17 protein-coding genes and 1 tRNA gene are annotated in these 14,614 nt (G+C 67.6%); 8 read left to right on the forward strand and 10 right to left on the reverse strand.

Features of this window, described 5'->3' with window-relative positions; all coding sequences use genetic code 11:
* Positions 1–4 precede the first annotated feature (4 nt).
* The 4 genes from PW843_13980 to PW843_13995 form a co-directional block, all read right to left on the reverse strand.
* Entirely contained in the window at positions 5–340 is a 336-nt protein-coding gene (locus tag PW843_13980) for a hypothetical protein (GenBank protein ID MDE1147708.1), read from the reverse strand.
* 3 nt (positions 341–343) lie between these two features.
* Entirely contained in the window at positions 344–901 is a 558-nt protein-coding gene (locus PW843_13985) for an isochorismatase family protein (protein ID MDE1147709.1), read from the reverse strand.
* A gap of 28 nt (positions 902–929) precedes the next feature.
* Positions 930–1,385: a MarR family transcriptional regulator gene (locus PW843_13990; GenBank protein MDE1147710.1), complete on the reverse strand. Its 456-nt coding sequence runs from the start codon at positions 1,383–1,385 to the stop codon at positions 930–932.
* Between the two features lie 265 nt (positions 1,386–1,650).
* Positions 1,651–2,487, reverse strand: a complete 837-nt coding sequence (locus tag PW843_13995; GenBank protein MDE1147711.1) for a helix-turn-helix transcriptional regulator — start codon at positions 2,485–2,487, stop codon at positions 1,651–1,653.
* A gap of 94 nt (positions 2,488–2,581) precedes the next feature.
* Between PW843_13995 and PW843_14000 the strand changes: the two genes are divergently transcribed.
* On the forward strand, positions 2,582–3,481 hold the full coding sequence (locus PW843_14000; GenBank protein ID MDE1147712.1) for an SDR family oxidoreductase: 900 nt from the start codon (positions 2,582–2,584) through the stop codon (positions 3,479–3,481).
* Positions 3,478–4,218 carry an SDR family oxidoreductase gene (locus PW843_14005; GenBank protein MDE1147713.1) on the forward strand — a complete coding sequence of 247 codons (741 nt, stop codon included), beginning with the start codon at positions 3,478–3,480 and terminating at the stop codon, positions 4,216–4,218. The genes PW843_14000 and PW843_14005 overlap by 4 nt, the downstream gene beginning before the upstream one ends.
* A gap of 50 nt (positions 4,219–4,268) precedes the next feature.
* On the opposite strand, the gene PW843_14010 is transcribed toward PW843_14005, so the two are convergent.
* Both PW843_14010 and PW843_14015 read right to left on the reverse strand, forming a co-directional pair.
* Positions 4,269–5,396 (reverse strand): membrane dipeptidase, encoded by a 1,128-nt coding sequence (locus tag PW843_14010; protein ID MDE1147714.1) that lies wholly within the window; start codon positions 5,394–5,396, stop codon positions 4,269–4,271.
* Between the two features lie 238 nt (positions 5,397–5,634).
* Positions 5,635–5,724: transfer RNA gene (locus PW843_14015), tRNA-Ser, on the reverse strand.
* A 187-nt stretch (positions 5,725–5,911) separates the two neighbouring features.
* Between PW843_14015 and PW843_14020 the strand changes: the two genes are divergently transcribed.
* Positions 5,912–7,492: an ABC-F family ATP-binding cassette domain-containing protein gene (locus PW843_14020; GenBank protein MDE1147715.1), complete on the forward strand. Its 1,581-nt coding sequence runs from the start codon at positions 5,912–5,914 to the stop codon at positions 7,490–7,492.
* 52 nt (positions 7,493–7,544) lie between these two features.
* Here the strand turns inward: PW843_14020 and PW843_14025 are convergent, their stop codons facing one another.
* The 3 genes from PW843_14025 to PW843_14035 form a co-directional block, all read right to left on the reverse strand.
* Positions 7,545–7,859, reverse strand: coding sequence for a type II toxin-antitoxin system RelE/ParE family toxin (locus PW843_14025; protein ID MDE1147716.1), 315 nt, complete (start codon positions 7,857–7,859; stop codon positions 7,545–7,547).
* A 5-nt stretch (positions 7,860–7,864) separates the two neighbouring features.
* Complete coding sequence (locus tag PW843_14030; protein ID MDE1147717.1) at positions 7,865–8,119, reverse strand: addiction module antitoxin; 255 nt, start codon at positions 8,117–8,119, stop codon at positions 7,865–7,867.
* 174 nt (positions 8,120–8,293) lie between these two features.
* Complete coding sequence (locus tag PW843_14035) at positions 8,294–9,085, reverse strand: N-acyl homoserine lactonase family protein (protein ID MDE1147718.1); 792 nt, start codon at positions 9,083–9,085, stop codon at positions 8,294–8,296.
* Between the two features lie 105 nt (positions 9,086–9,190).
* Here PW843_14035 and PW843_14040 point away from each other — a divergent pair, with 105 nt between their 5' ends.
* Positions 9,191–10,096 (forward strand): LysR family transcriptional regulator, encoded by a 906-nt coding sequence (locus tag PW843_14040; protein ID MDE1147719.1) that lies wholly within the window; start codon positions 9,191–9,193, stop codon positions 10,094–10,096.
* Between the two features lie 7 nt (positions 10,097–10,103).
* Here the strand turns inward: PW843_14040 and PW843_14045 are convergent, their stop codons facing one another.
* Positions 10,104–10,694: a hypothetical protein gene (locus tag PW843_14045; protein ID MDE1147720.1), complete on the reverse strand. Its 591-nt coding sequence runs from the start codon at positions 10,692–10,694 to the stop codon at positions 10,104–10,106.
* A 259-nt stretch (positions 10,695–10,953) separates the two neighbouring features.
* Between PW843_14045 and rpsB the strand changes: the two genes are divergently transcribed.
* The 4 genes from rpsB to frr all read left to right on the forward strand — a co-directional run bounded on the left by rpsB (position 10,954) and on the right by frr (position 14,591).
* Positions 10,954–11,739 (forward strand): 30S ribosomal protein S2, encoded by a 786-nt coding sequence (gene rpsB, locus PW843_14050; protein ID MDE1147721.1) that lies wholly within the window; start codon positions 10,954–10,956, stop codon positions 11,737–11,739.
* A 272-nt stretch (positions 11,740–12,011) separates the two neighbouring features.
* Complete coding sequence (gene tsf / locus PW843_14055; GenBank protein ID MDE1147722.1) at positions 12,012–12,929, forward strand: translation elongation factor Ts; 918 nt, start codon at positions 12,012–12,014, stop codon at positions 12,927–12,929.
* Positions 12,930–13,308: 379 nt separating this feature from the next.
* On the forward strand, positions 13,309–14,031 hold the full coding sequence (gene pyrH / locus PW843_14060) for a UMP kinase (GenBank protein MDE1147723.1): 723 nt from the start codon (positions 13,309–13,311) through the stop codon (positions 14,029–14,031).
* A 2-nt stretch (positions 14,032–14,033) separates the two neighbouring features.
* Positions 14,034–14,591: a ribosome recycling factor gene (frr, locus tag PW843_14065; GenBank protein MDE1147724.1), complete on the forward strand. Its 558-nt coding sequence runs from the start codon at positions 14,034–14,036 to the stop codon at positions 14,589–14,591.
* The last annotated feature ends 23 nt before the right edge of the window (positions 14,592–14,614 follow it).

The raw sequence follows: 14,614 nt of genomic DNA on the forward strand, positions 1-14,614 counted from the left end.
GGGGTCAGGCGTTTCCGGCATCCTTGAGGTCGCCGCCATGCAGCGGGCCGAAATGATGCGCCGACAGCAGGCCGATCGCCAGGAGGCCGGCGCCAAATGCCGCGGCATGGCCGCCATCCGCCAACCGGAAATCACCAACATGCAGGGTGAGGAGGTAGGCGACCATCAGGTTGGCCCAGCCCCACAGCACATTGACGCGGGATGACGACAGGCCACGCCCCGGCGGCTTGGCAAAGGGGCTCTGGAAGGGGCGCCCCAGCGTGCCGGCGACGAAATGCGGCACGGCGTTGGACAGGAAGGCGCCGCCGAAGAAGTACGCGACCAGGTGCAGCCAGGGCATGGATCAGTTCCTTTCCAGCAGGCGGAGGATGTCGGCCGTCGTGCCGGTCTCGCCCAATTTCGGAAACACGTTGGCGACGCTGTAGTCGTGCGCCGCCGCCCGGGTGTCGGTCATGGCGTCCAGCGCCAGGGTGACATGAAAGCCGGCCTCATAGGCTTGGCGCGCGGTGGATTCCACGCCCGTGCCGGTGGCGACACCGGTCACGACCACCTGGGTGACGCCCAGCGCCTTCAGCTGCACCTCCAGGTCGGTGCTGGCGAAGGCGCCCCAGGTGTGTTTGGTCACCACGATGTCGTCCGGCTGCCGGTCCAGTTCGGGAATGAGGTCAGTCCAGCCATCGGGGAAGGTCTCTTGCCGGCGGAGGCGTTCGGTGCGGCCCGGCGCGCCGCCGGCGACGTTGACCAGCACCACCGGCAGGCCGCGCGTCCGGAAGGCGGCCAGAAGTGCCACGGTGCGCTCCACCACCGGGCCGATGGGGTGGACGGTGGGGATGCCGACGATGCCATTTTGTAGGTCGATGACGATTAGGGCGGTGTTGGGATCAAGCGTGGTCAGGGGCATGGGGGCGTCCTTGTTGGCCAGGGAACGATCACTCGCCCGCCAGCCGTTTCAACAGCTCGATGGCGACCGCCACCTGGTGCTGCTCCGCCACCGACAGCCGGCTTTGCAGGGTGCGGGTCAGCCAGTCCTGGCGGGCGGCGCGTCCATCCGCCAGCAGGCGGCGGCAATGGTCGGTCAGCGACAGCAGGGTCTGGCGGCCGTCGTTGGGGTCCGGGGCGCCGGACAGCAGGCCGGCGGCCTCCAGGGGGGCCACGGTGGCGCTCATGGATTGCGGGCGCATGCCTTCGGCACGGGCCAGGCTGGACACGGTGGCGGGGCCCTGCCGTTCCAGCCGTTGCAGCACGGATATCTGGGACGGGGTGAAGTCGCCGGGGCTGGCCTGTTCGCGCAGGCGCCGGCGCAGCTTGCCCACCAGGGCGCGTAACTCCGCCGCCACGGCGGCGGCGGGACTGGTGTCCTGGGGATTGTCGGGGCGGTCGATCATGGTGACGGTTCTACAGATATACAGGTAAACTGTAAATACGATCTTTTCAGTTTACCTGTATATCTATGGGCGCCGCGACCCAGCCAACCTTGGCGTACGCAAGGCCCATTAAAGTGAAGATCGTCCCGTAGTGAGTTGAAAATGAATGACTATTGAGCGGCCATGATCTCCGGGCGCCGAATGGTCGCGGCTGTGCGCTGTTAAAAAATTCTATAATAATATCAAATTGATAGCACTTAAGATTCTCATCTCGGATGAGATCCGCTCAAACAGGGGCTGCATCCACCAATTCCCGGATGCGCTCCCGGTCGACCGGCGTCGGCGGGTTGTAGATCACCAGGCTGAGGTCCGGCCGGCCGTCGACCGCGAATGAGGAATATTCGAAGGCCAGGGGGCCATGGAGCGGGTGGTTCAGGTGCTTGATGCCGCCAGCCGGGGCATGCACGTCCTTGTCATCCCACAGCGCCTTGAACTCCGGGCTGAGGCGGCTCAGTTCCTCGACCAGGGGTTCCACCGCCGCCGCCGCGCCGGCGCGCGCCGTTTCCGCCCGGAAGGCGCCCACGACGAAGCGCGCCACGTTCAGCCAGTCGGCGTGGGCCGCGCGCACCCGCGGCTCCAGGAACAGGAAACGCAGGACGTTGCGCTGCTCCGCCGACAGGGCGGCATAGTCGTTCAGGATGATCGTCGCCGCCCGGTTCCAGGCGACGACGTCCCAGGTGGCGGTCTTGATCACGGCCGGGCTGGGGTTCAGCGCGTCCAGCACGCGTTGCAGCCGGGGGGTGACATCGTCGTGCTTGCGGTAGCGCACCTCCGGCGGGCGGCCCAGGCCCAGCAGGAACACATGTTCCCGCTCCACATCCGTCAGCATCAGGGCGCGGGCGATGCGGTCCAGCACATCGGCGGATGGCGCACCGCCGCGGCCCTGCTCCAGCCAGGTGTACCAGGTGGGGCTGATGTTGGCGCGCTGGGCCACTTCCTCGCGTCGCAGTCCCGGCGTGCGCCGCCGACCGCCGGCGAAACCCAGCGCCATCGGGTCCAGCTTGGCCCGGCGGTCCTTCAGATAGGCGCTGAGAGGGTTCTCGGTGGTGGCGTGGTCACTCATCCAGGTAGCCATTATAACATGATAAAGTCACTACTTTAACAGGATAAGGCGCGCGACGATTTTTGTCTCCATCGAAACGTTGGAGACTTTCCCCATGCGGGTATTCGTGACGGGTGCCACCGGCTGGATCGGGTCGGTGGTCGTGAGGGATCTGATCGCCGCCGGGCATCAGGTGCTGGGCCTCAGCCGATCGGACCAGGGTGCGGACGCGCTGCGTGCCGGCGGGGCCGAGGTGCTGCGCGGCACCCTGGCCGACCTGGACATCCTGAAAAGCGGCGCTGCGCAGGCCGACGGCGTCATCCACCTGGCCTTCAACCACGACTTCTCCAAATTCGCGGAGAATTGTGAGGATGAGGCGCGCGCCATCCGGGCGATCAGCGATGCGCTGCGGGGCAGCGGCCACCCTTTCATCATCACCTCCGGTGTGGCGCTGTTGGCGCCCGGCCGGTTGGCGACGGAAGCGGACGTGCGCGACCCCGCGACCACCCGCTTCCCCCGGGTGTGTGAAGAGGTCGCGGCCGAACTGGCTGGGCAGGGTCTACGGGTGACCACCGTGCGTCTGGCGCCGACGGTGCATGGCCATGGCGACCACGGCTTCGTGCCCGGCCTCATCGCCATCGCGCGGCGGACGGGCGTGTCGGCTTATATCGGCGACGGTCAGAACCGTTGGCCGGCCGTGCACCGGCTGGACGCGGCCCGTGTCTTCCGCCTGGCGCTGGAGGCCGGCGCCCAGGGCGGCCCTTTCCATGCCATTGCGGAAGAGGGAGTGGCGCTGAAGGAGATCGCGCAGGTGATCGGTCGTCGCCTGGACCTGCCGGTGGTTTCCATCACCCCGGAAGAGGCGCCGCGGCATTTTGGAGCCTTCGCGGTGTTCGCGGGCATCGACGCGCCGGCGTCCAGTGAGCGCACCCGGGTTCGGCTGAACTGGCAGCCGACGCAGCCGGAACTGCTGACCGACCTGGACCATCCCGCCTATTTTGGAGGTGCGTTGTGAGCGGTACCTCAACGCAGCCGATGATGTCGCTGGCGGGCAAGCGGGTCGTCGTGATCGGCGGTTCGTCCGGCATCGGTTTCGCCGTGGCGGCGCAGGCGCTCGGCTTGGGGGCGGAGGCGGTGATCGCCTCCAGCGACGCAGGCCGGGTGCAGGCCGCCGCCGCCCGCCTGCCGGGGGCCACGGGCAAGGCCGTCAACCTGCGGGATGAGGCCGGCGTGGCCGCCTTCTTCACCGGGCTTGGCGATTTCGACCATCTGGTCCTCACGGCGGGCGACTGGGGCACCAGCATGTTCGCCCCGGCGCGGGACGTGGACTTGGAACTCATGCGTGACGGTTTCACGGTGCGTTTCTGGGGAGCCTTGGCCGCCGTGAAGCACGCCTGCCGGACCATCGCGGCCGACGGGTCCATCACCCTGACCGGTGGCGTGATGTCCCAGCGCCCGGCCAAGGGCATGCCCTTGGCCACCGCCATCGGGGGCGCGATTGAACATCTGGCCAAGGGGCTGGCCATCGACCTGGCGCCGGTGCGGGTCAACGCCGTCAGTCCCGGCCTGGTGCTGACCGAGGTGATAAGGCAGTTCATGCCGGAGGAACGCCGCCAGGGTTTCGTGGCGGGCCTGCCGCTGCCCCGCTGCGCCACGCCGGATGAGGCGGCGGCAGCCTACATCTACCTGATGCTGAACGGCTACATCACCGGCCAGATCCTGCCGGTGGACGGCGGCGGCGGTCTGGTCTGATGGCGGGCGGCCCGGCGTTTCACCGGGCCGCCGTCGTCGGGTCACCGGCATCAAGCCGTGGCGGCGCCGAACACGCGACAGAAGTTGCCGCCGCCGATCTTGCCGATCTCCTCGGCGTTGAACCCCACCTTCAGCAGGGCGTCGGCCACGGCGTAAAAAAAGCCGGCCTTCATGTCCGGCCAGATGTGGTTGGTGCCCTGGCCGCCGTTGCCGGTGCCGGGGATCAGCTTGGTGTCCGTGCCGATGCAGACATGGTCGATGCCGATGGCGTCCACCATGGCGCGGATGTTCCGGGCGTACTCCGGCACCGACGCTGCCAGATGGTTCCACACCCCGACCACGCCGCCGGCATCCGCGACCGCGCGGGCATGGTCGGGGCTCAGCAACCGGGAGCGCATCATGGCCGCCATCTTGGCGTCACCGCCCAGTTGGGTATCGAGCCCGGTGTGGGAGAACACCACCGGCTTGGTCGTCACCTTAAGGGCGCCGGCCACCGTTTCGGCGCTGCAATGCGCCAGGTCGATCAGGATGCCCAGGCGGTTGCATTCGCGGATCACGTCGGCGCCCAGCGGGGTCAGCCCCCCGAACTTGGGCGGGTTGGTGTAGACATCGCCCAGCGGCGGGTTGGCGTCGCTGTCGTGCAGCAGGCCGAACAGCCGCAGGCCCCGGCCATGGGCCTCGGCCACCCGTTCCACCTTGCCGTCCAGGAAGTGCGCGCCCTCCACCGACTGCACGACGGTGGGCTGCCCCTGGGCGTGGGCGGCGCGCAGATCCGCCAGGGTCAGGGACCGCGTCATGCCGTTGTGCGACAGCTGCGCGTCCATGGCGGTCAGCCCGTTGATGAAACGGTCATAGGCCTGGCCCGGCTGGATGATGGACTGGTAGTCCAGGGCGAAGGTCATGCCGATGGCCGACAGGCCGGACCGTTTCATCTCCCCCGCCAGATCCAGGTCGCGGCCGGGCTGTTCCGCTGCGGTCAGCGGCACGTCGACATGGTTGTGCGTGTCGATGGCGATGGTGCCCCGCACGATCTCCGCCACCCGGGGATCGATTTCCTCGGCCGCCCAGGCCGGCGTTGCCGGCCGCATCAGGGCGATACCGGCTACGGCGGAGAGGCCGGCGAGGATTTGGCGCCTGCCCAGGATGGGGGAATGGCCGATTTGAGGGGCTGGTTTCATTATCTGTTCTTCCTTCTGCCTGGCGGCTTTCCATCCAAGGGATGGCCGCCTTCGTCAGCCTTCGCATTGCAAAAGACTAACGCTCAAGGTGGCGGGGAACAGGCGGAATTTCGGGAAATGCCAGCTACGCCGCCGCAACGGGTTGAAACAGGCAAAAGGACATGCGGCCGTCCTCACAGGCGGCGGCGGTGCGGGGAATCGCCCGAGGGAGATTGACGCTGCGCTGATACAGCGGAAATGGCGGAAGAGGTGGGATTCGAACCCACGGAAGGCTTGCACCTTCGACGGTTTTCAAGACCGTTGCCTTAAACCACTCGGCCACTCTTCCGACTTCATCGCGCCCGCCGCTCCACATATCCGGTCGGGGCACCCCAGATCAAGTGTGATTGGAGGGGGCGTCTTGCACGTCCGCCCCGTCGCGGCTAAAGTCGGCTTCGATCACAGCGACAGGATTAGGCACATGGATTTCAACCCGACCGCGACGCCGCTTCGTTCCGTCCTCGGGGAAATCCATCATGCCTGCCACCATCACCCTGTCCGATCTCAGCTGGTCCACGCCTGACGGCCGGCCGCTTTTCTCCCATCTCTCCCTGACATTCGGGCCTGTGCGCACCGGCCTGATCGGCCGTAACGGCGCTGGCAAAAGCACGTTGCTGGCACTGATGGCCGGCAGCCTGCCACCGCAAGCGGGTGCCGTGGCGGCCACCGGCCGCCTAGGGGTGATGCGCCAGGCGATGCCGGGTGAACCCGATGCGACGGTGGCCGACCTGTTCGGTGTCACGGATGCCTTGGCCCTGTTGCGCCGGGCCGAGGCCGGCTTGGCCACGGCCGATGATTTGGCGGCGGCCGACTGGACGCTGGAGGCGCGGCTGTCGTCCGCCCTGGCGCGGTTGCGCCTGGACGTGGCGCCGGAAACGCCGCTGGCGGCGCTATCGGGCGGACAGCGGACGCGCGCCGCCCTGGCGGCCCTGCTGTTCGCGGAACCTGACTTCCTGTTGCTGGACGAACCCACCAACAATCTGGACCGCGCGGGCCGCCAGGCGGTGCTGGACGTGCTGGCCGGCTGGACGGGGGGTGCTGTCATCGCCAGCCATGACCGTGAACTGCTGGGGGCGGTGGACGCCATCGTGGAACTGACCACGCTGGGCGCCACGGTCTATGGCGGGAACTGGGCCCACTATCGCGAGCGCCGGGCGCTGGATTTGGCCGCAGCACAGCATGACCTGGCCGAGGCTGAAAAGCGGGTGGCCGACGCGGCGCGCGATGCCCAGGAATCCTTGGAACGCCAGGCTCGCCGCGACGCTGCCGGTCGCCGCCATGGGGCCGCGGGCGGTATGCCGCGCATCCTGCTGGGTCGGCGGCAGGAGCAGGGGGAGCGTACCGGCGGCGCCAACGCCCGCCTGGCCGACGACCGCCGGACGCAGGCGGCCGAAACCGTGACGGCAGCGCGGGCGCGGGTGGAGGTCTTGGCACCGTTGTCCATCACCCTGGCGCCCACCGGCCTGCCGCCGCACAAGACCGTGCTGCGGCTGGAGGGTGTGACGGCGGGGCATGAACCGGGCCGCCCCGTCATCCGTGATTTCTCGCTGAACATGACCGGGCCGGAACGCATCGCCGTCACCGGCCCCAACGGTGCCGGCAAGTCCACGCTGCTGGCGCTGGTCACCGGCGGCCTGGCCCCCTGGGCCGGCCAGGTGCGCCTGCTGGCGCCGCATGTGCTGCTGGACCAGCAGGCGGCGTTGCTGGAAGCAGGCGCCACCATCCGTGACAACTTCCGCCGCCTGAATCCGGCGGAGGATGAGAACACCTGCCGTGCCGCGCTGGCCCGCTTCCGGTTTCGCGCCGACGCCGGGCTACGAACGGTTGCCGGCCTCAGCGGTGGTGAGCGCGTGCGTGCCGGTCTGGCCTGTGTGCTGGGTGGCAGGGCGACGCCGCCCCTGCTGATCCTGGATGAGCCCACCAACCATTTGGACATCGCCGCCATCGAGGTGATGGAGGCGGCCTTGCGCGCCTATGACGGCGCGCTGCTGGTGGTCAGCCACGACGATGCCTTCCTGGAGGCCATCGGCATCACCCGGCGGGTGGCGTTGGGGTAAGCGCGGCGGTTCGGATCAGAGGGGTGGCTGGCCGCGTGCGTCGATGTGCCGATTACGGTCCGAAATCCTCGCGGAAGCGCTCAATGCGATGCATCCGTTCATGCAAGATCGTGATGATGCCGATATCGCCGTTCGACAGCCTGCGCCAATAAACGAAGTGATGTTCATGGCGGAAGAAATAACCATCCACGCCAAAGTCGGCAGGGATGGGGCGCGATCTCACCCCATGGTCCGCGATGCGATTGAAGGCGTCGAACAGGCCGGTGATATATCGGTTCGCTTGCTCAGTTCCCCAGCGATCCCGCGTATAACGATAAACCTCGTCCAGGCGATGGCCAGCCGCCTCGTTAATGCGCACGGTTGTCATGCGCCTTAACCCCGATTGCGTCTGATGATCTCGTCTGCGGCCAGGGGATGGTAAGAGGACTCAGGCGCCTGGAAGGCATGCTGGAGTTCCGCTTTCAGTCGGTCAAACGTTTCCCGCTCCACCCGCTCCTTGTCTCGGCGGATGAGGTCGCGAATGTACTCGCTGATATTTTCGTACGCGCCGTCTTCACCCGTGTTGGTCGCGACGAAGTCGCTCAACACGCCGCTTAGGCGGACCGTCATTGTCGTTGTTCGGGACATGGGCGATTCCTGGCGCAAGAAGCATCTTCAATATAATCAAAGATGAATACGGGGCAAGTCGCTGTTCAGTACGTTGTTCCCATCCGCCCCTGTCCACCGTCTGCCCGGCGTCGGTCACTATAGTTTGGAAGATGCGCCCGACACCATCGCCGGCTTGATCGCGGATTTCCTGCGTCAGTCGTAATAGCCCGGCGCCAGCCTGAAGCGGGGCCAGACATCGGGGTCGTGCCCTGGCACCAGGGTGGCGCCGGTGCGCTCCATCACGGCGTGTAGTTTGCGGACGGAGCGCACGGTGTCCACCGCCGACGCCAGGAAGCCCGGCAGCGCTTTCTCATGCCAATGGTCCAAGGTGTAGACGGCGTCGACCGCCAGCAGGAAGGCGCCGCTGCGGGGCAGGGTGACCAGGAAGGATTGGTGGCCCACCGAATGGCCGGGGGTGAACACCAGGCGCAGGGTACCGTCGCCCAGCACGTCGTGGCCGTCCGTGGCTTCCCCCTCCAGAAAGCGCCAGTCCAGGTCGGGGCGGTCGAAGTCCCGCCGGGCATAGGCACCGGCGGCGAACCAATCGGGGGCGAAGGCGTATTCATGCTCCCGCCGCTGCACGATGTGGGTGGCGCCGGGGAAGCGGCCGATGGCGCCGGTGTGGTCGGAATGCAGGTGCGACAGCGCCACGTAACGGATGTCCGCCGGCGCCAAGCCTAAGGCTGCCAGCTGGGCGACGCAGCCCTGGGACGGCGTCATCACCGGCTGGTACTGGTCCACCGCGTCGCCCCAATAGGCGCGCGGGTTCGCCAACCCCTCGGCCGCCAAACCGCCGTCCAGAACGACGTTGCCCTGTGGGTGGGTAAGCAGGAACCAGGGCACCGGTATCTCATAACTGGCGCCATCGCCCTGGTTCATGCGGATGTCGTGCGCCTTGCAGCGCTGGGTGCCGGACTGGAACATGTAGAGGCGGATATCGCTCATCGCTTTTCCTCAAGCGCAAGGGGGGGGCGGCGGCCCCCTGTTTCATCCATCGGCATTAGGGCCGGTAGATGGCTGAACCTGATTTCTTTCATCGGGAAAACCGATATGATCGCGGCCATGGATCTGTTGGCGGCGATGCGTGTCTATGTGCGGGTGGTGGAGCGGGGCAGCCTGTCGGCCGCCGCCCGCGACCTTGGCTTGGGCCAGCCGGCGGTCAGCGAGCGGATCGAGAAGCTGGAGGCCCATCTGGGCGCCCGGCTGCTCCGGCGGAGCACGCGTTCCCTGTCCATGACCGACGCCGGTGCCGCCTTTTATGAGCGCAGCCGCCAGGCGCTGGCGGCGGTGGCCGAGGCTGTGGCCGCGGTCGGCCAGGACGACCGGCCCTTGCGCGGCGCGCTGCGCATCGCGGCCCCTCATGGCGTGGGGGAGGTGCTGCTGCCACCCATCCTGCTGCGCTTGCGGGCCCTGCATCCGGACCTGGAGATCGACCTGGTGTTGAACGACCGGTTCGTCGATCCGGTGACGGAGGGCGTGGACGTCTCATTGCGACTTGGGGATGGCGGGGAGGGTGGCTTTGTCGCCAAGCCCCTGGGCCATGTCCGCCGCCAGCTGGTGGCGGCACCCGACTACATCGCCCGCCACGGGGCGCCGACGGTGCCGGCGGCCCTGGCCGATCATCCCTTCGTGCGGGTCAGCGGCCTGTTCGCCAGCGGCCGGCTGCCCCTGGTGGCACCGGACGGCAAGTCCGCCACCGCGCCCGTGCGCATCGTCATGAGCCTTGGCCATTGGCGGCCGGTGCATGCCCTGCTGCTGGGCGGCGCCGGCATCGGCGTGCTGCAGGCGCCGGTGTGCGATGCCGACCTGGCGGCGGGCCGGCTGGTGCCGCTGCTGCCCGGTCATACGGTGCCGGGTTTCGACCTGCACGCGCTGTATCCGACCGCCCCGCACGTGCCGCCCAAGGTGCGCATGTTCCTGGGCCTGCTGGGGGACCAGTTGCCGGGTTTGCTCTAAGCCCCCGTCAGGGCCGCAGGATTTCTACGACGCGGGCCACCAGCCGTTCCGCGTCCGGTCTGGTCAGCGCCAGATACGCCAGGCGACCATAAAGCGGCTCACCCGCCGCGCCGCCCAGGAATCCGGACAATGGGACGTCGGCCGTCAACTGGAAGAACGCCTGCGGACGGCTGAGGAAAGGCAGGCTGGCCTCCGCCAGCAGGGTGCCGAAGGGCGTCTTTTCGGCCAGCGCCTCCGCCGCCACGGCCGGGGGCAGGGCCGCCAGGTCCACGGTCAGCAGTCCCAGGGCCAGGGGGGCGCCGGTGGCGTGCGCCGCCAGGATGACCCGGCGGCGTAGTTGATCGGCGCCGGCATCCCGATCGCGGGTGCGCGCCTGGACATTGACGCTGACCGGGCCGCCGGCGTGGCGGGCCAGGGCGGCGGTCATGCCATCGATGTGGTCCAGGCGCGGGCGCACGACGGCGGGCAGGGCGTCGGCCGCCAGCCCAGCGAGGCGCGGGGCGGGGCATCCCAGGTCGGCGTAGGCCAGATCCAGCAGGGCCTGGGTCTCGGCAAGCGCGGGCGCAATCGGGGGCGATGAGGGGGCGAGGGCGAACATGGGCCGCACCATAGGCTTGGGGGCCCTGTGCTGCCAAGCGCCGGGCGCGGGGGACCCCATAGGTTGCCGCAAGGGACGGGGGCTGCTTCGGGGTTGAAATCGCCCCGGCGGCGGGGTATCACACCGCCCATCGTCAATCCCACACGTGGGCTTGCGGGGTGCCCCTATTATCAAGGGGGTGGTCCGCTTCCGGTGTTCCGGGTACCGCAAGGTCCGGGACATTGCCCACGGAGGCCAAACCGGAGAAAGGTTCCGTTTCATGGCTATGCCCTCCTTTACCATGCGCCAGCTGCTGGAAGCCGGCGTGCATTTCGGTCACCACACCCGTCGCTGGAACCCGAAGATGGCCCCGTACATCTTCGGCGTGCGCAACGGCGTGCACATCATCGACCTGGAACAGTCGGTGCCCATGCTGCACCGCTCCATGCAGGCCGTGCGTGACGTGGTCGCCGGCGGTGGCCGCGTCCTGTTCGTCGGCACCAAGCGCCAGGCCCAGGAAAAGGTTGCCGAGGCTGCCGGCCGTTGCGGCCAGTACTACGTCAACCACCGCTGGCTGGGCGGCATGCTGACCAACTGGAAGACCATCTCCCAGTCGATCAAGCGCCTGCGCGAGATGGATGAGCTGCTGGGCGGCCAGATCGCCGGCCTGACCAAGAAGGAACTGCTGAACCGCACGCGCGACCGCGACAAGCTGGAACGCGCCCTGGGCGGCATCAAGGAGATGGGCGGCCTGCCGGACATCCTGGTCATCATCGACACCAACAAGGAGTCGCTGGCCGTTCAGGAAGCCAACAAGCTGGGCATCCCCGTGGTGGCCGTGCTGGACAGCAACAGCAACCCCGATGGCGTGACCTTCCCCATCCCCGGCAACGACGACGCCCTGCGCGCCATCGAGCTGTACTGCGAGCTGATCTCCGGCGCCGTGCTGGACGGTCTGCACGCTGAGATGGCCGCCTCGGGCATCGACGTCGGCGCTTCGGAAGAAGCTCCGGTCGAAGAGATCCCGGCCGCCGAGGGCACGGAAGAAGTCGCCGCCGAGGCCTAAGTCTATGGCTCTGCGGCCGGTCCGGTGTCCTGTTGGGATGCCGGGCCGGCCGCGTTGCTGTCCGGGGTTTGGGTTCCCAGGCCCCGGTGGACGGTCCGCCCCGCTTCGGGGCGGCTGTCATATGGGTGGCCGCCTGATTGGTTGACCGATATCGGTTCGCCGGCCCGGCGCGATGTCGCCCCCGAATTCCCCCGTGCGGACGGATTTTACGTCCGCCGACCAGAAATCCCCGGCGGACGACCGTCCGCCCTGATCTGATGAGAGAGGCGAAGATGGCTGAGATTACGGCTGCGCTCGTTAAGGAGCTGCGCGAGAAGACCGGCGCCGGCATGATGGACTGCAAGAAGGCGCTGAACGAAGTCGCCGGCGACGTCGAAGGCGCCATCGACTGGCTGCGTAAGAAGGGCCTCGCCGCCGCCGCCAAGAAGGCCGGCCGCGTCGCCGCCGAGGGCCTGGTGGGCGTTTCCTCCGAGGGCACCGTCGGCGCCGCCGTCGAAATCAACGCCGAGACCGACTTCGTCGCCCGCAACGACCTGTTCCAGGCGCTGGTCAATGGCGTGACCAAGCTGGCGCTGGTCGATGCCGACGTCGAGTCCCTGAAGGGCCAGGCTTTCGGCAACGGCCGCACCGTCGCGGAAGAGCTGACCCACCTGGTCGCCACCATCGGCGAGAACATGAACCTGCGCCGCGCCGCCCGCCTGTCGGTCACCGACGGCGTCGTCGCCACCTATGTCCACAACGCCCTGACCGGCGGCCTGGGCAAGATCGGCGTGCTGGTCGCCCTGGAGTCGACCGGCGACAAGGCCAAGCTGCAGGAACTGGGTCGCCAGATCGCCATGCACATCGCCGCCGCCCGTCCGGAAGCCCTGGACATCGCCGACGTCGACACCGCCGCCCTGGATCGTGAGCGCAACGTCCTGGCCGACCAGGCCCGCGCCTCGGGCAAGGCCGAAGACATCATCGCCAAGATGGTGGAAGGCCGCCTGCGCAAGTACTACGAGGAAGTGGTGCTGCTGGAGCAGGTCTACGTCATCGACCAGGAAACCAAGATCCGCAAGGTCGTGGAAAACGCTGCCAAGACCGTCGGCGCCCCGGTGAAGCTGACGGGCTTCGTCCGCTTCGTGCTGGGCGACGGCATCGAGAAGGAAGAGAGCGATTTCGCGGCCGAAGTGGCCTCGATGGCGCGCTAAGCCTTCCGGCTGGTTCGTTTAAGGTGCCCGGCGCGTCCAGCGATGGACGCGCCGGTTTCTTGAGTGCGGGGCGCTTTGCCAAGCGCGCCTTCCGGTCCGCCCGGTGTCATCTTCGTGGCAGGGGCGGGCGGCGATTTTTCCGACATTTCCTGATGCTAAAGTGGCCGCCGGCGCATCGCTCCGCGCCGCGCTATTCGTCTGCCTCGATTCCGGCCCGATTATCGGGTTCTCTCATGCCCGCTTCCGCAACGCCGCGCTTGGCGGCGGGGGCCGGTTTGCAGTAGAGCTAACCCGGATCTGACCCGGACACTCCTGGCTTCCCAATCCGGCCCCGGCCCTATCCGGCCGGGCCCATCATCTGGCGAGAGGACCTGACCCCGTGGCTGCCCGATACAAACGCGTTCTGTTGAAGATTTCGGGTGAGGCGCTGATGGGGGGCCGTGACTACGGCCTTGACCAGGATGTCGTCAATCGCGTCGCCAACGAAGTGAAGACCGTGTTGGCCATGGGCATCGAGGTTTGCCTGGTCATCGGCGGCGGCAACATCTTCCGCGGCGTCTCCGGCGCCGCGTCCGGCATGGAGCGCGCCACCGCCGACAACATGGGCATGCTGGCCACCGTCATGAACGCCCTGGCGATGCAGAGCGCCCTGGAGCGCATCGGCGTGCCCACCCGGGTGCAGTCCGCCATCCCCATGGCCAGCGTGTGCGAGCCCTTCATCCGCCGCCGCGCCGTGCGTCACATGGAAAAGGGCCGGGTGGTGATTTTCGCCGCCGGCACCGGCAACCCCTTCTTCACCACCGACACGGCCGCGGCCCTGCGCGCCTCGGAAATGAATTGCGACGCCCTGCTGAAGGGCACCAAGGTGGACGGCGTCTACACCGCCGACCCCAAGAAGGATCCCACGGCCCAGCGGCTGGAGCGGCTGACCTATCTGCATGTGTTGTCCAACGACCTTCAGGTCATGGACGCGACGGCGATTTCGCTGGCGCGTGAGAACAACATTCCTATCCTCGTCTTTTCCATCCATGAGGAAAGCGCCTTCGCTGAAGTCATGGATGGAAGGGGCCATTTCACGATCATCACGGAAGAAGAGGCTTGAACGTGGCCGCCCCCGATATTGATGGCATCAGCCGGCGCATGGATGGCGCCATTGAGAGCCTGCGCAAGGATTTCGCCGGTCTGCGCACCGGCCGTGCATCGGCCAACCTGCTGGACCCGGTCCAGGTGGAGGCCTACGGCTCCACCATGCCCCTGAACCAGGTGGCGACGGTCAGCGTGCCGGAACCCCGCCTGATCATCGTGCAGGTTTGGGACCGCGGCATGATCAAGGCCACGGACAAGGCCATCCGCGAAGCCGGCCTGGGCCTGAACCCGCAGGCCGATGGCAACACCATCCGCGTGCCCATCCCGGATCTGAACCAGGAGCGCCGCCAGGAACTGGTGAAGGTGGCCAAGCAGTATGCCGAACAGGCCCGCGTGGCCGTGCGCAACGTGCGTCGCGACGGCATGGACCATCTGAAGAAGTTGCAGAAGGACGGTGACCTGTCCGAGGACGAGCACAAGACGTGGTCGGACAAGGTGCAGACCCTGACCGACACGCACATCAAGAAGATCGATGAGGCGTTCGCGGCCAAGGAAAAGGACATCACCCAAATCTGAGGTCCCGGCGCGCCTTCGGGCGC

The sequence above is a fragment of the Azospirillaceae bacterium genome, assembly GCA_028283825.1.
Classification (GTDB): Bacteria; Pseudomonadota; Alphaproteobacteria; order Azospirillales; family Azospirillaceae; genus Nitrospirillum.